Origin of the sequence: Mariniflexile fucanivorans (assembly GCF_004341235.1) — a bacterium.
Taxonomy (GTDB): domain Bacteria; phylum Bacteroidota; class Bacteroidia; order Flavobacteriales; family Flavobacteriaceae; genus Mariniflexile; species Mariniflexile fucanivorans.
In genome coordinates this window covers 664733-682392 of record NZ_SLUP01000001.1, presented here as the reverse complement: position 1 = coordinate 682392, position 17660 = coordinate 664733, and the positions used below count along the sequence as shown (strand labels likewise).

Annotated in this window: 16 protein-coding genes; 12 read left to right on the top strand and 4 right to left on the bottom strand. The window is 33.4% G+C overall.

Annotated elements, in window-relative coordinates:
* Positions 1-63: 63 nt before the first annotated feature.
* Positions 64-1077, bottom strand: a complete 1014-nt coding sequence (recA, locus tag EV196_RS03015; RefSeq protein WP_132214745.1) for a recombinase RecA — start codon at positions 1075-1077, stop codon at positions 64-66.
* Between the two features lie 293 nt (positions 1078-1370).
* Here recA and trhO point away from each other — a divergent pair, with 293 nt between their 5' ends.
* Genes trhO through EV196_RS03000 form a run of 3 tightly spaced genes read left to right on the top strand, consistent with a single transcriptional unit; the run spans position 1371 to position 3917 of the window.
* Positions 1371-2438 (top strand): oxygen-dependent tRNA uridine(34) hydroxylase TrhO, encoded by a 1068-nt coding sequence (gene trhO, locus EV196_RS03010; RefSeq protein ID WP_132214743.1) that lies wholly within the window; start codon positions 1371-1373, stop codon positions 2436-2438.
* Positions 2439-2442: 4 nt separating this feature from the next.
* Positions 2443-3687 (top strand): peptidase U32 family protein, encoded by a 1245-nt coding sequence (locus EV196_RS03005; protein WP_132214741.1) that lies wholly within the window; start codon positions 2443-2445, stop codon positions 3685-3687.
* The gene (locus EV196_RS03000) at positions 3687-3917 is read left to right on the top strand and encodes a ferredoxin (RefSeq protein ID WP_132214739.1); all 231 of its coding nucleotides are present in this window, start codon (positions 3687-3689) and stop codon (positions 3915-3917) included. The genes EV196_RS03005 and EV196_RS03000 overlap by 1 nt, the downstream gene beginning before the upstream one ends.
* A gap of 178 nt (positions 3918-4095) precedes the next feature.
* Here the strand turns inward: EV196_RS03000 and EV196_RS02995 are convergent, their stop codons facing one another.
* Positions 4096-5511, bottom strand: coding sequence for a peptidoglycan DD-metalloendopeptidase family protein (locus tag EV196_RS02995; RefSeq protein ID WP_132214736.1), 1416 nt, complete (start codon positions 5509-5511; stop codon positions 4096-4098).
* A 329-nt stretch (positions 5512-5840) separates the two neighbouring features.
* On the opposite strand from EV196_RS02995, the gene EV196_RS02990 reads away from it, so the two are divergent.
* From EV196_RS02990 to EV196_RS02965, 6 genes are all read left to right on the top strand, one after another.
* Positions 5841-7097, top strand: coding sequence for a PSP1 domain-containing protein (locus EV196_RS02990; protein ID WP_132214734.1), 1257 nt, complete (start codon positions 5841-5843; stop codon positions 7095-7097).
* Positions 7087-7578, top strand: a complete 492-nt coding sequence (locus tag EV196_RS02985; RefSeq protein ID WP_132214732.1) for a gliding motility lipoprotein GldH — start codon at positions 7087-7089, stop codon at positions 7576-7578. The genes EV196_RS02990 and EV196_RS02985 overlap by 11 nt, the downstream gene beginning before the upstream one ends.
* A gap of 35 nt (positions 7579-7613) precedes the next feature.
* Positions 7614-9944 carry a penicillin-binding protein 1A gene (locus EV196_RS02980; RefSeq protein WP_132214730.1) on the top strand — a complete coding sequence of 777 codons (2331 nt, stop codon included), beginning with the start codon at positions 7614-7616 and terminating at the stop codon, positions 9942-9944.
* 97 nt (positions 9945-10041) lie between these two features.
* The gene (locus EV196_RS02975; RefSeq protein ID WP_132214728.1) at positions 10042-10743 is read left to right on the top strand and encodes a CoA transferase subunit A; all 702 of its coding nucleotides are present in this window, start codon (positions 10042-10044) and stop codon (positions 10741-10743) included.
* Positions 10744-10835: 92 nt separating this feature from the next.
* Positions 10836-11495, top strand: a complete 660-nt coding sequence (locus tag EV196_RS02970; protein WP_132214726.1) for a 3-oxoacid CoA-transferase subunit B — start codon at positions 10836-10838, stop codon at positions 11493-11495.
* A 3-nt stretch (positions 11496-11498) separates the two neighbouring features.
* Positions 11499-12392: an alpha/beta hydrolase gene (locus EV196_RS02965; RefSeq protein ID WP_132214724.1), complete on the top strand. Its 894-nt coding sequence runs from the start codon at positions 11499-11501 to the stop codon at positions 12390-12392.
* Between the two features lie 357 nt (positions 12393-12749).
* Here the strand turns inward: EV196_RS02965 and EV196_RS02960 are convergent, their stop codons facing one another.
* Together EV196_RS02960 and EV196_RS02955 are read right to left on the bottom strand one after the other, a co-directional pair.
* A complete protein-coding gene (locus tag EV196_RS02960; RefSeq protein WP_132214722.1) occupies positions 12750-14429 on the bottom strand; it encodes an ABC transporter ATP-binding protein in 1680 nt (559 codons plus the stop codon).
* Positions 14430-14507: 78 nt separating this feature from the next.
* The gene (locus tag EV196_RS02955; RefSeq protein ID WP_132214720.1) at positions 14508-15506 is read right to left on the bottom strand and encodes an OmpA family protein; all 999 of its coding nucleotides are present in this window, start codon (positions 15504-15506) and stop codon (positions 14508-14510) included.
* Between the two features lie 151 nt (positions 15507-15657).
* Here EV196_RS02955 and EV196_RS02950 point away from each other — a divergent pair, with 151 nt between their 5' ends.
* From EV196_RS02950 to EV196_RS02940, 3 genes are read left to right on the top strand one after another with little or no spacing between them, the layout of a single operon-like run.
* Complete coding sequence (locus EV196_RS02950) at positions 15658-16650, top strand: coiled-coil domain-containing protein (protein ID WP_132214718.1); 993 nt, start codon at positions 15658-15660, stop codon at positions 16648-16650.
* 5 nt (positions 16651-16655) lie between these two features.
* Positions 16656-17261: a hypothetical protein gene (locus EV196_RS20025; RefSeq protein WP_207902804.1), complete on the top strand. Its 606-nt coding sequence runs from the start codon at positions 16656-16658 to the stop codon at positions 17259-17261.
* 6 nt (positions 17262-17267) lie between these two features.
* Positions 17268-17612 carry a hypothetical protein gene (locus EV196_RS02940; protein WP_132214716.1) on the top strand — a complete coding sequence of 115 codons (345 nt, stop codon included), beginning with the start codon at positions 17268-17270 and terminating at the stop codon, positions 17610-17612.
* Positions 17613-17660: the final 48 nt, after the last annotated feature.

Genomic DNA, 17660 nt, shown 5'->3' with positions numbered 1-17660 from the left:
TTAATACCTAAATGGTTGCGTATTAAAACAAAAAAATCCCGATGTGTATCGGGATTTTTTAAACTATTCTGCTTCTGAAGCTGCTTTGGCTATTTTTCTAACCTTAGCTTCCAGTTCGTCCATAAGTTCTGGATTATCTTTTATAAGTGCCTTTACAGCATCTCGACCTTGCCCTAGTTTCGTGTCTTCATAACTAAACCATGAACCGCTTTTTTTAACAATTTCGTTTTCAACAGCTATGTCTAAAATTTCACCAACTTTACTAATGCCTTCACCATACATAATGTCAAATTCTGCCATTTTAAAGGGTGGGGCCACTTTATTTTTAACCACTTTTACACGGGTTTTGTTTCCAGACACACTTCCGTCAGTTTCTTTAATTTGAGTAGAACGACGAATATCTAAACGAACAGATGCATAAAATTTTAAAGCATTACCACCTGTTGTTGTTTCTGGATTACCGAACATAACACCAATTTTTTCACGTAACTGGTTAATAAATATAACAGTACAGTTGGTTTTACTAATAGAACCCGTAAGTTTTCTTAAAGCTTGAGACATTAAACGGGCGTGTAATCCCATTTTTGAGTCTCCCATTTCGCCTTCAATTTCACTTTTTGGTGTTAAGGCAGCCACAGAATCAACTACCACAATATCAATAGCGCCCGAGCGAATTAAATTATCGGCAATTTCTAACGCTTGTTCTCCATTATCTGGTTGAGAAATAATTAAGTTATCTAAATCGACACCTAATTTTTCAGCATAAAACCGATCAAAAGCATGTTCCGCATCAATAAAAGCTGCAATACCGCCAGATTTTTGCGCTTCAGCAATAGCATGTAAAGTTAAAGTTGTTTTACCCGAAGACTCTGGTCCGTAAATTTCAATTACACGTCCGCGTGGATAACCACCAACGCCTAAGGCAATATCCAAACCAAGAGAACCCGATGAAATAGCATCTACATCAACAACTGCTTTGTCGCTCATTTTCATTACGGTACCTTTTCCGTAGGCCTTGTCTAATTTATCTAAAGTAAGTTTTAGTGCTTTTAATTTTGCTTCTTTTTCGCTGCTCATTTTCGTTTTTTATTTTTCTAAAGTAATGGATGCTAAAATACTATAAGTTTCGTCATCTTACAATATTCTAACGCAACCTTTATGAACATTTTGCATCTACTAATAAATAGTGGGAAGATTTTGCTATGAAAAACTTATCTTAAGTATACTTTTAAAGTAGACTAACTCAAACTATTATTTAAAGCGCCTGTTCGTAAATGGGTGCTTTTTTTATGTTTATAAGGTTAGTTTTTTTAAAAATTGTACTTTTGCATTTTTAAAATAATTCTTTAACCTTAAAACATTGGTATAGCATGCAACTGTACAATAAATTAAGCGCAAAAGAAAGAGCCGAATTAATAGACCAAGCTGGAAAAAAACGCTTGACGCTTTCTTTTTACCAATACGCTAATATTGGAAATCCACAAATTTTACGTGACCACTTATTTTTAACCTGGGATAAACTAGAAGTTTTAGGCAGAATTTATGTTGCCACAGAAGGTATTAACGGGCAACTTTCTTTACCTGCCGATCGATTTAATGAATTCAAAAACCATTTAGATAGCATCGATTTTTTAAAAGATATTCGGTTGAATATTGCCGTTGAACAAGACAATAAATCGTTTTTAAAGCTGAAAGTAAAAGTGCGTAATAAAATTGTTGCCGACGGTTTAAATGACGACACCTTCGATGTGACCAATAAAGGCATTCATTTGGCAGCGGAAGATTTCAATACATATATTGAAGATGAAAACACTATTTTGGTGGATATGCGTAACCATTACGAAAGCGAAATTGGCCATTTTAAAAACGCCATCACACCCGATGTGGATACGTTTAGAGATTCCTTAGATATTATTGAAGCAGATTTAAAAGACCACAAAGAAGATAAAAATTTAGTGATGTACTGCACAGGCGGTATCCGTTGCGAAAAAGCCAGTGCTTATTTTAAACATAAAGGTTTTAAAAATGTGTTTCAATTAGAAGGTGGCATTATAGAATACACACGTCAAGTAAAAGAACAGAATCTTGAAAATAAATTTTTAGGTCAGAATTTTGTGTTTGATGATAGACGCGCCGAGCGTATTAGTGACGATGTTATAGCAAATTGCCACCAATGTGGAGAACCTTTCGATGTGCATACCAATTGTGCGAACGAAGCTTGCCATTTACTATTTATACAATGTCCAAAATGTAAAGAAGCGATGGAAAATTGTTGTTCTACAACCTGTATGGAAATTAATAGATTGCCTTTCGAGGAACAAAAGGAACTTAGAAAAGGACAAGGTAATAGCAACGATATTTTCAAAAAGGGACGCGCAAATCACTTGCCACATAAAAAGGATTTAAGAAATATTTTCGACCATTTTCAAAAGAAATAATAAGATGCAAAAAATAGAATTAATGGCTCCTGCAGGGAATTTTGAATCAATGCAAGCCGCTTTAGATAATGGTGCAGATTCCATTTATTTTGGTGTTGAACAGTTAAATATGCGTGCTCGTGCATCCATAAATTTCACTTTGGACGATCTTCAAGAAATATCAAAACGATGTAAAGCTAAAAATGTTAGAACCTATTTAACATTGAATACTATTATATACGACCACGATTTATCTATAGTAAAAACACTTATAAACAAGGCGAAAGAAGCAAATATTACAGCAGTTATCGCTATGGATCAAGCAGTAATTATGGCTGCTCGGGAAGTTGGTATGGAAGTGCATATCTCCACCCAAATAAACATAACTAACATTGAAACCGTTAAGTTTTATGCGATGTTTGCCGATACGATGGTTTTGAGCCGTGAATTAAGTTTACGTCAGGTTAAAAAAATCACCGAACAAATCGAGAAAGACCAAATAAAAGGGCCAGCTGGAAAATTGATTGAAATTGAAATTTTCGGTCACGGCGCACTTTGTATGGCAGTTTCTGGCAAATGTTATATGAGTTTACATGCTTATAATTCATCGGCAAATCGAGGGGCTTGCAAACAAAATTGCCGTAAAAAATATACGGTTATTGAGCAGGAAACGGGTTTTGAAATGGAGCTTGATAATGAATACATTATGTCGCCAAAAGATTTATGTACCATCGATATTTTAGATCAAGTTGCCGATGCTGGCATCAAAGTTTTAAAAATTGAAGGACGCGGTCGTGCGCCAGAATATGTTGCCAAAGTAATTTCTTGTTACCGAGCGGCGATTGATAGTTTAGAAAACGAAACCTACGATAAAGAAAAGGTAATCTCTTGGATGCAAGATCTTGAAAAAGTGTACAACCGTGGTTTTTGGAATGGTTATTATTTAGGTCAGAAATTAGGGGAGTGGAGCAATGGTTCTGGGTCGCATGCTACACAAAAGAAAGTGTATATTGGGAAAGGCACACACTTTTTTCCGAAACCTCAAATAGGCGAATTTAAAATTGAAGCGTTCGATATTGCTATTGGCGACACCATTTTAATTACTGGCCCAACCACAGGAGCGAAAGAACTTGAAGTGAGCGACATGATGGTAAACGACCAAAAGCTAAGTAAAGGTAGCAAAGGCGATTTAGTTACCATTCCGCTTGGTTTTAGAATCAGACCATCCGACAAGTTATATAAAATTGTAGAAAATAAAGTAGAAGCTTAATGGTGGTTATCACATTGCAACGCAACAAATGTATTGGCTGTAATTATTGTGTGGAATTAGCGCCGAAACAGTTTCAAATGTCGAAAAAAGACGGAAAATCGGTGTTGCTACATGCAACAGATAAAAAAGGGTTTTTCACTTTGAAATCGAATGAAAACGAGATTTTAGAATCTTGTGAAAATGCATCAAAAGCATGTCCAGTAAAAATAATTAGAGTGAAGTTGATTTAGACATTTGAATTCTTCTGAAAAAAAAGAAGCTGTACGAAAAGTTAAAATTCATCGTCATTACGAACGCAGTGAAGTAATCTGTTTATTCACTATTAACGACTTACAGATTGCTTCGTTCCTCGCAATCACGTAAAATTATACTTTTTAGACAGCCTCTTCTTTAAATAATTAAAACAATTTACTCTTTTACAATCTTAACAGTTTTCTTCTGAGAATTAGCGTCTTCAAGCGTTAAAAAATAAATGCCTTTTGAAGCAGATTCCATGTTAATTTCTTTAATACTTCCCGATGTTATGTTTTCAACTTTAATAGGTTGACCTAACATATTCACTACAGTAGCTTTTTTAATGATAGTATTTGATTTGATATTAATACTATTATTAAACGGATTTGGATACACTTCTGTGTTTTTAAAAATTGCTTCGTCAACACTTAAAGTACCAACGTTAAAGGTATGCGTTACCGTTTGTCCTTTATAGGTTGCTTGCCATTTCCATTCGCCAGCGGCATCAAAAGAACTACTCCAACGCCACCATGAGGCGTCATAACTATCAACAAAATCAAAATTCCAATCACGCAGATTGGTATTGTTTGGTCTAATAATTTTAAGATTGATACTGGTCCCAGCAACTTGATCTCTTAAATACAATCCGAAATAAGCTGTTTCGTTCAGTGCAAATTGGTTACTAACGTTAAGGGTTTCAGTTGTTGGACAATCAGGAAAAACGGCCGGACTAGAGTGTGTTAGCAAAGCGTTTATGTTAGAGTCCACGTAAGGTTTTTGGTCTTGCCACCACGAGTCGGTGTTTAAATTATTACAGGCATCCGCAAAAGGATCTATTAAAATATCTTGTCCTACACCATTTTGTTCAATTTCAGAGTAAACTTCAAAATGTAAATGGGGTCCGGTAGAGTTACCAGAACTTCCTACAATTCCTAGATACTCACCAGCGACTACTGAATCTCCAATATTTTTTTGGGTTGCCGAATTTTGTTTCATATGTCCATACAAGGCAACACTTCCATCTGCATGCTGAACATATACAGCATTCCATTGGTTTGAATTAAAACTGCAACTTCTATCTGAATTCGAAACTGTTTTAGCAATAATCTGCCCAGGAGCAGCTGCAACAATTTCAACACCATCAGTATCCATTAGATTCCAGGAGAATGGCCATGTAAAAATATCGACACCAAGGTGATTGTAACCGGCGTCTGTATCATAGGTTTTTGTTCCGCAGTTATAATCCTTTAAATTATTTGGATACGCCGTATCGTGATCCATATATCCTGAAATGGCCCACACATCATTATAAGTTATGTTACTTGCTTTCTTAACTGGCCAGATGAAAAGTGGGTGATCTAAGGCTTTTGTTTTATTGTAAACTAATTTGTTTTGCGTTTTTAATAGCGCAATATTTTTTTTTATTTCTGTTTTTATCTCGTCTCTTTGCACATTAGTCAGGCATTCTGTTTTTTCCTTGTTGAAGGCATATTCACCACCAGCTACTGTTTTATTCATGTCTTGCGCATGTATATTAAACATAAAAAAGGTTGTAAACATAAAAAAAGTAAATGTAAAATTAAGTTTCATAAGCTAGATTTTTTAGTAGTTATTTACAAACATCAATTTTTTTTTGAATTGTGAGCATATTTTTTTAATATATTTTTACAAAAAATAATAATTAGTGAATAATTTCATTGTTTTTGCTTACATACTCAACAAAAAAATTAAAGATATTTTTGGGTGATATATTTATAATATTTCAAACTGAATAAATAATCTTATCTTTACATCGAGAAGTTTTTTTGAAATAATAGTTCAATTAAATTGGTATTCTCGAAAATATGGGGATTTTAAAATAATTATAAACCTTCATTCGTAATAATTTAATTATTAACGAATTCAATATATAAAAACATATGGCTTGTAACAGTTGTTCAACTGGAAAAGACGGTCAACCAAAAGGATGTAAAAATAATGGCACATGCGGAACGGATAGTTGTAACAAACTAACGGTGTTCGATTGGTTAGCCAATATGTCGCTTCCAAATGGTGAAAAACCGTTTAATTGGGTTGAGGTCCGCTTTAAAAACGGCAGAAAAGAATACTACCACAATACCGAAAACTTAACCTTAAGTATTGGCGATGTGGTGGCAACACAAGCACAATCTGGTCATGATATAGGGATGGTTACCCTTTCGGGGGAATTGGTGCGTGTTCAAATGAAGCGCAAAAATATTTCAGAAAATCCCGAAGAAATTCTTAAAATTTACCGAAAAGCAAGTCAAAAAGATATTGATATTTGGAGTGAAGCGCGAGACAAAGAAGAACCTATGAAGGTTAAAGCGCGACAATTTGCTATCGATTTAAAATTAGAAATGAAAATTTCTGATATCGAATTTCAAGGCGATGCCAGTAAAGCAACGTTTTACTACACTGCCGAAGAACGCGTCGATTTTAGAGAACTCATCAAAGTATTTGCACGCGAATTTAGAACACGAATTGAAATGAAACAAGTAGGGTTTCGTCAAGAAGCTTCCAGACTTGGTGGCATTGGTTCTTGTGGGCGCGAACTTTGTTGTTCTACTTGGTTGACAGATTTTCGTTCTGTAAGTACATCAGCAGCACGTTACCAGCAATTATCATTAAATCCGTTAAAATTAGCAGGACAATGCGGTAAGCTAAAATGCTGTTTAAATTACGAATTGGATAGTTACCTCGATGCTTTAAAAAGTTTCCCCAAAACAGAAATTAAACTTCAAACTGAAAAAGGAACGGCTGTATGCCAAAAAACCGATATTTTTAAAGGGCATATGTGGTATGCTTATGAAGGCGAATGGGCAAACTGGCATAAAATAACTACCGATCAAGCTAATGAAATTATTAGTTTAAACAAGAAGAACCAAAAGGTAGTTAGTTTGGAAGAATATGCTTTAGAAGTTACTGAAGATACTAAAACCGAGTTTGAAAACGTTGTAGGTCAAGATAGTTTAACACGTTTTGATAGTCCAAAACCTAATAAAAAACGTAAAAATAACAGACGCAAACAAAATCAAGGTAATAAGAACAAACCTCCAGAAAGTAATAATACCCAAGGGCAGGCTGTTAAAAAAAATAATAACAGAAATAAGAAGAATAGAAATAAACCTCAAAACACTAAAAACATTGAGAAATAGTGCCACATTATTTTTGTTATTAGCTTCTATAATATTTACATCTTGCGACCCTAATCGTGTTTTTGATGTCTATCAACCCGTACCAAACAAATGGCATAAAGACTCTGTTGCAAGTTTTAATATCAAGGCTCCAGATTCAACAAACGCCTACAATTTGTTTGTTAATTTAAGAAACACTAATACCTATAAATACAATAATATATTTTTAATTGTTGAAATGACTTTTCCGCATGGAAAAACAATAAAAGACACGTTAGAATATAAAATGGCAGATCCTTCAGGTAAGTTTTTAGGTACTGGTTTAACCGATATTAAAGAAAATAAACTTTGGTATAAAGAACAGGTTGTTTTTAAGGAAAAAGGAGACTATGTGGTTAAAATTCAACATGCTATGCGCGAAAACGGAAAAGTTAATGGCGTGGTAGAGCTTGAAGGCATTACCGATGTTGGTTTTAGAATTGAGAAACCAAGTATAAAATAATTTTATAAATTAAAAATCTTTAAGCCACTTAAACTATGGCAGCAAAAAAACAAACATCAGTAACTCAAGACTTTTCAAAATACATTCGTTGGTTTTGGATGCTCTTTATAGGAGGTATTCTTTTAGCAATCCTTATGTTTTTATTAGCATCTTGGGGACTTTTTGGTGAGATGCCAGACCATACGGTTTTAGAAAATCCTAAAACAAATCTTGCAGCCGAAATTATTTCTTCTGATGGAAAAACTATAGGTAAATTTTATTTAAATGATAATAGAACGCCTGTTGAGTACGATGAATTACCAAAGCATTTAGTAGAAGCTTTACTGGCAACTGAAGATGCACGTTTTCACGATCATTCAGGTATTGATGCTGTTGGAACTTTAAGGGCTATTGTTAAAATGGGTAGTGGAGGTGGTGCCAGTACCATTTCTCAACAATTGGCAAAACAGTTGTTTCATGGTGAAGGTTCTAAAAATAAATTGGGCAGGATGACCCAAAAAATTAAAGAATGGATTATTGCCACCCGTTTAGAAAGGCAATACACCAAAGAGGAAATTATCGCACAGTATTTCAATATTTACGATTTTTTAAATAATGCCGATGGTATTAGAAGCGCTGCTAGAATTTACTTTGGAAAAGAACCTAAAGATTTAGATTTAAAGGAATCAGCAATGCTTGTTGGGATGTTTAAAAACTCATCATTATTCAACCCAAGAAAACGTCCTGAGCTTACACTGCAAAGAAGAAATGTAGTATTAGCACAAATGTATAAATACGATTATATTGATGAGAAAGTTAAAGACTCCCTTCAAAAAACACCTCTAGATTTAAACTACAATCCAGAATCTCACCGCGAAGGTATAGCCACTTACTTCAGAACCTATTTAGATGGTTTTATGAAAGATTGGATAAAAAACAATCCGAAACCAGATGGTTCAAAATATAACTTATATAACGATGGTTTAAAAATTCATACCACCATCGATTCTCGTATGCAATTATATGCTGAAAATGCGGTTCAAGATCACATGTCCAGATTGCAGGCTGCCTTTTTTAGTCAAAACACACCAGAAAAAAATAAAACAGCACCATTTATAGATTTATCAGCAGATGAGATTAAGTCATTATTAAGAGGCGCCATGAAGCAATCGGAGCGTTGGAGAAAAATGAAATATGATTTAGATAAGTCTGATAAAGAAATTGAAGCTTCTTTTTACAAACCTACCGAAATGTCTGTTTTTGCTTGGAAAAAAGGAAAAGCAACCGAGATAGATACGATTATGAAACCCATTGATTCCATACGGTATTACAAAACATTTTTACGTACAGGTATGATGGCTATGGATCCACAAACAGGACATGTAAAAGCATGGGTTGGAGGTATTAATTACCGTCATTTTCAATATGATATGGTAAAGCAAGGTAAGAGACAAGTGGGGTCAACCTTTAAACCTTTTGTGTATGCCACAGCTATCGATCAATTACATTATTCACCTTGTGATGTATTTCCAGATACTCCTTTTTGTATAGAAGCCAATAAATATGGAAACCTTAAAGATTGGTGTCCTAAAAATTCTGGTGGCGATTATGGTGGAACCAGAACGTTAAAGGATGCTTTAGCTAATTCAGTAAATACCATTACAGCCCGCTTAATGGACAAAGTTGGTCCAAAACCAGTAATAGATTTAGTTAAGAAATTAGGAATAGAATCCGATATTCCTGCGGTACCTTCCATAGCATTGGGAACTGCCGATTTAAGTGTTTACGAAATGGTTGGCGCCTATGCAGCTTTTGCTAACAAAGGTGTTTACACAAAACCAGTCATGGTAACTACTATTGAAGATAAAAACGGCACTATTTTGTATCAATTTAAACCAGAAACACGCGATGTTTTAGGTGAAGAAGAGGCGTACGTAACCGTAAAACTTTTAGAGGGTGTTACCCAATTTGGTTCTGGTGCAAGATTAAGAAGAACTGGCGAGCCTTATGGTGTTTATAAAGAAATTATTACAGGATATCCGTATGCGTTAACCAACCCAATTGCAGGAAAAACAGGAACCACACAAAACCAAAGTGATGGTTGGTTTATGGGTATGGTACCAAACCTTGTAACAGGTGTTTGGGTAGGCGCCGAAGATAGAGCTGCGCATTTTAGATCCATTACTTATGGTCAAGGAGCTTCTATGGCGTTACCAATTTGGGGACTGTTTATGAAAAGTTGTTATGCTGATAAAACTTTAGATGTATCAACAGGTAATTTTGAAGTTCCTAAAAACCTTTCTATTAATGTAGATTGTTCTAAAGAATCTGGTAATTATGTAAATGGGGAAGAATCTGGAAGCACACCCGATGATTTGAATTTTTAATAACAAGTTTCTACTTTTTAACATAAAAATGAAAAGCCATTCCTTTTAGAATGGCTTTTTTATTTCGTATTTTTAAAAAGCAATAAACAAAATAAGCATGATTAATAAAAAAGTAGCTAATGTTGAAGAGGCCCTTAAAGGTGTTACAGATAATATTACCTGTATGGTCGGTGGTTTTGGGCTTAGTGGCATTCCAGAAAATGCGATTGCCCAATTAGTAAAACTCGGTATCAAAGGTTTAACATGCATTTCTAATAACGCAGGTGTAGATGATTTTGGATTGGGTTTATTACTTCAAAAGCATCAAATTAAAAAGATGATATCGTCTTATGTGGGTGAAAATGATGAATTTGAACGCCAAATGCTTTCTGGCGAATTGGATGTGGAACTTATTCCACAAGGGACGTTAGCAGAACGTTGCAGAGCAGCACAGGCTGGTTTTCCAGCTATTTACACACCCGCAGGATATGGAACGGAAGTAGCCGAAGGAAAAGAAACCCGGGAATTTGATGGAAAAATGTATGTGTTGGAACACGCTTTTAAAGCCGATTTTGCTTTTGTAAAAGCTTGGAAAGGCGATGCCGCAGGTAATTTAATTTTTAAAGGAACTGCCAGAAATTTTAATCCTGTTATGTGTGGCGCCGCAAAAATAACAGTTGCTGAGGTTGAAGAATTGGTACCACTTGGAACTTTAGACCCCAATCAAATTCATATTCCAGGTATTTTTGTGCAACGAATTTTTCAAGGAAACCACTATGAAAAACGCATTGAACAACGAACAGTAAGACAAAGAAACTAAATAAGTTTAAAGTTATAAGGACTTAAACTGCGCTTAGGTTTTTATGAGCACGAGTAAGTAACTTTTATACTTTCAACATTATAACTAAAAACATGTTAGACAAAATAGGAATCGCAAAGCGAATAGCTAAGGAAGTAAAAAATGGCTATTATGTAAACTTAGGCATCGGTATTCCAACCTTGGTTGCCAATTATGTGCGTAATGATATAGAGGTAGAATTTCAAAGTGAAAATGGCGTTTTGGGCATGGGACCATTTCCTTTTGAAGGTGAAGAAGACGCCGATGTGATTAACGCAGGTAAACAAACCATTACCACATTACCGGGAGCTAGTTTTTTCGACTCAGCCATAAGTTTTTCCATGATTCGAGGCAAACATGTCGATTTAACTATTTTAGGAGCCATGGAGGTCGCTGAAAACGGCGATATTGCCAATTGGAAAATTCCTGGACGTCTGGTTAAAGGTATGGGAGGTGCTATGGACTTAGTTGCCAGTGCTGAAAATATTATCGTTGCTATGATGCACACTAATAAAGCAGGAGAATCTAAATTATTAAAGCGTTGCTCATTGCCATTAACAGGAGTTGGCTGTGTAAAAAAAATTGTGACCAACTTAGCTGTTCTTGAGGTTACCGATAAAGGTTTCAAACTTTTAGAACGTGCTCCAGGAATTTCGGTTGAAGCCATTAAAGAAGCTACAGAAGGCACTTTAATTATTGAAGGTGATATTCCAGAAATGGATATAAATAATTAAGCCTTGAAAAAAAGGTATAAATTTTTAATAGTCCTTGCACTGTTTTTAGGAGTCGCTGGATATGTGGTTTTAATACATGTGCTTCCATATTCTATAATAAAACCACCAAGAGTTACTGCGATAAATTATTTATTAACTGATTCTATTAGTTACGATAAAGTTGTTGTAGTTTCCTTTGATTCAACAAAACTTAAAGGTTTTCATGTAAAATCTATTTTAAAGAAACCCAAAGCTTCATTAATTTTAGTTCATGGAGTTGGAGGTTGTAAAGAACATTTCTCTAATCTGGCAATTAATCTCGCCAAAAAAGGATATGATTGTTGGTTTTTTGATAATAGGGCACATGGTGAAAGTGACGGACTGTACTCGACATACGGTTATCTTGAAAAAAAAGACATTAAAGCAATAGTTGATACCATTAAAACTAAAATACCAGAAACCAAAGTAGCTATTTGGGGTAATTCTTTAGGTGGCGCCATAGCCATTCAAGCAATGGAGTATGATAAAAGGATACAATTTGGAATTGTAGAAAGTACTTTTACCAATTTGAGGCAGATAGTTTATGATTACCAAAAGCATTTTTTGTATGGTATAGGAATTAAGTTTGCTTCAAATATCGCATTAAACCAAGCTGGTGAAATCGCTAAATTTAATCCAGATGAAGTTTCTCCAATTCAGTCTGTAAAACATATAACACAGCCCATATTAATTTCTCATGGTGATCAAGATGAAAATATTAGTGTGGATTATGGACATGCTTTGTTTGAAAATTTGGCATCAAAAGACAAATCATTTGTTCTAGTAAAAGGGGGAGGTCATCATAATTTAGCAGCTATTGGTGGAGATGCTTATAAAAAAAAACTTATGGATTTTTTAGAAGTTCATGCTTATAGATAAATTAAGAAAATAAGACTGCTTATTAAAATAGATTTTACTTATAACTCCATTTATTTTAATAGTAAAAAAGAAGTATTTTAACTACATAATAGATTTAAATGTTAAAAATAAACGCATTTAAACGAATTTATGTGTTTTTAAACTGATATACTTAAAAAACGTTATATATTAGCAAGAGTCAAATTAACCAAACAAAATAAATAGATTCCCAAATCTACCATAAACTTGAAGCCTATGAATTTTGCAACAAATCTACCTGAACAACCTACATTTAATGAAAGTAAATTCAAAGAAACAGTTCGTGAGAATTTACAATTTTTAAAAAGCTTAATGTATTTAACTAAGAAAATTTTTATGCTATAATCCTTTAGGGATGGCATCAATTAATTTTTTTGTGTAATCTGTTTTGGGCGATGCATATATAACATCTGCATCGTCCAATTCTTCTATTTTACCCTTATTCATAACTAGTAATTGGTCACTCATATATTTTACAACTGCCAAATCGTGCGATATAAAAATATAGGTAAATCCAAACGTATCTTTAAGTGAGTTTAAGAGGTTTAAAACCTGCGCTTGCACCGAAATATCCAACGCCGAAACCGACTCGTCACACACAATCAATTTAGGTTGTAAGGCAATTGTTCTGGCAATACCAATGCGTTGACGTTGCCCACCTGAAAATTCATGGGGATAGCGGTTAAAATAATCTTCAGATAAGCCTACTTTATTTAAAATTTCAATTGTTTTTTCTTTTCGTTCTACATCATTATTATAAAGCTTATGCACTTTCATAGGTTCCATAATAGCCTCACCTACGGGCATTCTAGGGTTTAGTGATGAATAAGGATCTTGAAAAATTATTTGAATGTCTTTTCGAAGTTTTTTAATTTCTGAATTTGGTAATTTTGTAATATCAATACCTTGATAAAGAATTTTTCCAGCGGTCGCTTTATCTAATTGAAGAATGGCATTTCCCAACGTCGATTTTCCGCAACCCGATTCGCCTACCAACCCCAAGGTTTCACCTTCATATAATTTAAAACTAACATCATTTACTGCTTTAAAAGATTCTGGTTTTGTAAACCAACCCGATTTGGAAATATATTCCTTCTCCACATTAATAACTTCTAATAAAGGCGGTTTACTGTATAGTTTTTCGTGATTTAATTGACGTTCTTCTTGCGTTATAATTTCATGTTTGGTAGTATTTTCCAAATAATCTTTAATAGTTGGCAATACTTTTAAGCGTGTTTTTAATGAAGGACGCGAATTAATAAGTGCCTTTGTATAAGTATGCTGAGGTGTTTTAAATATGGTTGAAACGACGCCTTGTTCTACAATAGCGCCTTTATACATAACTAATACGCGGTCTGCGATTTCAGATATTAAAGACAAATCGTGTGTTATAAAAATAATACTCATTTGGGTTTCAATTTGCAGCTCTTTTAGCAATTGAATGATGTTTTTTTGCACCGTAACATCCAATGCTGTTGTAGGTTCATCGGCAATTAAAATGTCGGGTTTACAACTTATTGCCATGGCAATCATAACCCGTTGTTTTTGGCCTCCAGAAATTTCATGTGGGTACGCTTTGTAAACGCGGCTGGCATCTGGCAATTTTACTTTTTCAAAAAGATTTAGAGTTTCAGATTTTGCTTCTTGTTTAGATAAATTGGTATGTTGTAATAAAATTTCTTGAACTTGTTTTCCGCAGGTCATCGATGGGTTTAAAGAACTCATAGGTTCTTGAAAAATCATCGCTATTTTTTTTCCTCGGATGCTTTGAAATGCTTTTGATGACAACGTAGTTAAATCTACGTCTTTATAAACAATACTTCCTGATGTGATTTTAGATATTTTATTTGGGAGCAAACCCAAGATAGCGAGCGAAGACACCGATTTCCCCGAGCCCGATTCGCCTACAATACCTAAAATTTCATTTTGATTTAAATGATAAGAAATATGATGAATCACTTCATTACTTCCAAAGGAAATGGTTAAATCTGTGATTTTAAGAATTACATTATTTGCCATAAGTAAATATAGCAACATTCCTTATTTGAATCAAATAATATTCAGAATGAATAGATATTTTAAATAATAGCGATAAACCTATTTTCTGATAACTAACGATATTTCAACACGTCGTGCTTCGTCATCGGTAGTCGCTTTATAATCAATACCATAGTTGATTGTTAAAATCCTTGTAGGATGTATACCTTTTGATATCAAATATTTTTTAATCGTTTCAGTACGTTCCATTGATAAGCTTTGGTTATAAACAGCGGACCCTTTTTTACTCGCGAATCCTTTCACTAGCACATCAAAATTCTTGTTTTCATTTAAAATTTTAACCAAATTATTCAAATTCTCAAATTGGTTTTCTTCAATAGATTTAGAGTTGTTCTTAAAAAATATCTGATTTTTATAACTGCTATATTTATTCAAAAGCACGCTTTCTTTAGAAAGCGATGCTTTCTTAAGATTGAGTTCAGATTGAATGGCAATTAACTTTTTCTCAATGTTTGATAAATCATCTGAATAATCAGGATTTGAAGTTTGTAAAGTAGCAACCTTGTTATTTAAAACTGCCGATAGCGAATCTATACTATATTGAAGTTTTTGTTTGTAAATAACGTTTAAACTATCTTTTTCGAGCGTATTTGTTTGTTTTAATGGTTCCTTTTCGATTATTATGGTAATTGGTTCGTTGCTATTCTGTTTAGCTTGTAAGTTTCGTAATTCGTTAATTTTAAATTCTAAATCTTCTATATCCCTTCTTAAATATAAATTGTTATTTGTTTGTGTCGTAGTAGGATTTGGCGTTTTTTTTAAGTTAGTCGCGTTTATTTGTTTCTGTAAAGCTTCTATTTCTTTGTTTAGATAATCAATTTCAAAACTGTCTGATTCTATTTCTTGCGGCTTACCTTGATCATTGATATTACCATGCTCACGCATATTTCGTTTTTTGGCTTCAACTATTTTGCCAATAACAGCTTGTAAATCTTCCTCAGACATTCTAATAACGCTGGTGGTTTCTGTTTTGTTTTGGGCATGAAAAGCTATTGTAAATAGCGCTATCGATACTATAATAATATGTTTTAAGGCCATTTTGTTGGATTTAATAATTAATACGGAATCTATATATAAGACGGTGAAATTATTATTTGGTCACTTTTTATAAAAATAGTGACTTTTTTAAAAAGTTACAGTCATAACTATAAGATAATCAATATTCTTTAATTAATTAATAATCCAAAATATGAAAACAAAAATTATTTTACTAAGTGTATTTGCTTTTGTAGCTTTTAATTGTTCAAAAGCAGACAAAAACGCAGATCAATCTTTAACAAAAGATGCAAATCAAACAAGTTCCAATGTATTAGTTTCAGTAAAAAACCAAGATTCTATTAATTTTCTCAACTCAAAACTAAATTTATTGGGTGCTGAAAAAGATGGTAAAACAAAATTGGTTAATATGGTTTCTAAGCAAAGAGACTCGTTGCAAGCTTTATTAGCTCAACTTGAAACATCTGTTAAAGCGATAAATGATAAAAAACTATCGCCGGGCATCGCAGGTGTAAACAGTAAACTTGACCAACTAAAAGGACAAAAAGAAAATTTGCAAGAGCAAATAGCACTTCAAAAGAAAGAAGTTGCTTTAGCTACAAAAAAAGTTGATATTTTAAATGAAGAAAAAGCAGTTTACCAAGATCAAAAGAAAGCGCTTTATGATAAAGGAGCACCACCAGTTGCCTTTAAAGTAGTTGATTCTTTATTAAACGGAATAAATTCTCAAATGCTTATCCAAAATGATGTTGTTAAAAACATTAACAGAAATGTGGCAGATGCCGAAGAGCAAATGCTTAGAATCACTGGTCAAAGAGATGAATTAAGTAAAAAAATTAGAAATAATTACGACACGCAACTCATATTAAGTGAATATAATTCTGATGAGAAAAACAGATTGGACGCTCAATTGGCTAAAGTGAATGAAAATTTAAATATGCTTTTAAATGAATCGTCAATTTTAGATACCGATTATAAATTATTAGCTGCAAAACTATCCAATTTAAACACGCCTACTGTAGATTTAAGCAAAATTGAAGGAGCAGACAATGCTGAAACCGCAGATTCAGATGAAGAATCAGGAAAATCGTCATTTGCATTAATTGTTGTTTTAGCGCTTGGAGTTATTATGGCAATATTTTATGTAATAGGAAAAAGAAGAAAAAATAAAAACATTAAAAAATAAGAAAAATGGCAACGTCAAAAACACCTATAGAAAAAAACACTGCAGAAACTAAGCCTGCAGCAACCAAACCGGCAGCAGCTAAAAAAGTAGCCACTAAAAAAGCAGCCACTAAAAAAGCAGCCACTAAGAAAGTAGCTACTAAACCTGCAAAAGCAAAAAAAGTAGTTACTAAAAAACCTGTTGTAATAAAAGAAGAGACTCCTATACCAAAAAAAGGCTTCTTTAAAACGCTGTTTGAAAATGTAACCGAAACATTAGATCATGTTACCGAAAATGTAGCAGAAGGAGCCTCTTTTGTAACAGAAAAGGTTAAAGAAACAACTGCAAAGGCTTATGTGGCTAGCACAGAATTGGTAGAAGAAGCCAATGAAAAGATTCATCAATTTACCGACAAGCAATCTTTAAATAAAGAAAAGAATAGAATTGAAGATATTCAAGCAGAGTTAACTTTAAAATTTGGTGAAATTACACTTCAGCATTATTTAAAAAATGACTCAATGCATAGAGCTTTTTTAAATACTAAGCCAATAACCGATTTGGTATTAGAATTTAAGGCGAACGAAAAACAGTTAATAAAACTTGAAAAAGAATTAAAAAAACTAGATAACTAAAACGATATGAAATACATCATCATATACATTTATCTGGCTATTAACGTTTTTTTATTGATCCTAAACTGGAATTTATTTTCATCTTCCATAAATATGGACTTGGGTTTTGGGGTATATAGTATGCCACCATTAATCATGTTACAGGTTATTGGATTGGTAGCATTAATAATTTTTGCTGTCTTAGACGGGGTTAAAGATTTAAAAAGAGAAGTCGTTATTTCAGAACTTCAAAAAACCATTTTAGGTCTTGAAAAAGATGCTGTAATAAATAAACTTCAAAACCAAAACAAATTAACCGAAACTAAAGAGTCTGCACCTATTATCGAAGCCAATAATAAATTAAGCGATTAAGGTCTACATTTTTTTTTAATAAATGATTTTGTTTAAATCTTTAAAAAA

Excerpts from the sequence above, each read along its gene's own strand:
- EV196_RS02960 (WP_132214722.1), bottom strand. The coding sequence starts at position 14,429 with ATGGCAAATAATGTAATTCTTAAAATCACAGATTTAACCATTTCCTTT.
- EV196_RS02970 (WP_132214726.1), top strand. The coding sequence starts at position 10,836 with ATGTTAGACAAAATAGGAATCGCAAAGCGAATAGCTAAGGAAGTAAAA.
- EV196_RS02990 (WP_132214734.1), top strand. The coding sequence starts at position 5,841 with ATGGCTTGTAACAGTTGTTCAACTGGAAAAGACGGTCAACCAAAAGGA.
- EV196_RS20025 (WP_207902804.1), top strand. The coding sequence starts at position 16,656 with ATGGCAACGTCAAAAACACCTATAGAAAAAAACACTGCAGAAACTAAG.
- EV196_RS03005 (WP_132214741.1), top strand. The coding sequence starts at position 2,443 with ATGCAAAAAATAGAATTAATGGCTCCTGCAGGGAATTTTGAATCAATG.
- EV196_RS02980 (WP_132214730.1), top strand. The coding sequence starts at position 7,614 with ATGGCAGCAAAAAAACAAACATCAGTAACTCAAGACTTTTCAAAATAC.
- EV196_RS02955 (WP_132214720.1), bottom strand. The coding sequence starts at position 15,506 with ATGGCCTTAAAACATATTATTATAGTATCGATAGCGCTATTTACAATA.
- EV196_RS02995 (WP_132214736.1), bottom strand. The coding sequence starts at position 5,511 with ATGAAACTTAATTTTACATTTACTTTTTTTATGTTTACAACCTTTTTT.
- EV196_RS02940 (WP_132214716.1), top strand. The coding sequence starts at position 17,268 with ATGAAATACATCATCATATACATTTATCTGGCTATTAACGTTTTTTTA.
- EV196_RS03000 (WP_132214739.1), top strand. The coding sequence starts at position 3,687 with ATGGTGGTTATCACATTGCAACGCAACAAATGTATTGGCTGTAATTAT.
- EV196_RS02975 (WP_132214728.1), top strand. The coding sequence starts at position 10,042 with ATGATTAATAAAAAAGTAGCTAATGTTGAAGAGGCCCTTAAAGGTGTT.
- EV196_RS02950 (WP_132214718.1), top strand. The coding sequence starts at position 15,658 with ATGAAAACAAAAATTATTTTACTAAGTGTATTTGCTTTTGTAGCTTTT.
- trhO (WP_132214743.1), top strand. The coding sequence starts at position 1,371 with ATGCAACTGTACAATAAATTAAGCGCAAAAGAAAGAGCCGAATTAATA.
- recA (WP_132214745.1), bottom strand. The coding sequence starts at position 1,077 with ATGAGCAGCGAAAAAGAAGCAAAATTAAAAGCACTAAAACTTACTTTA.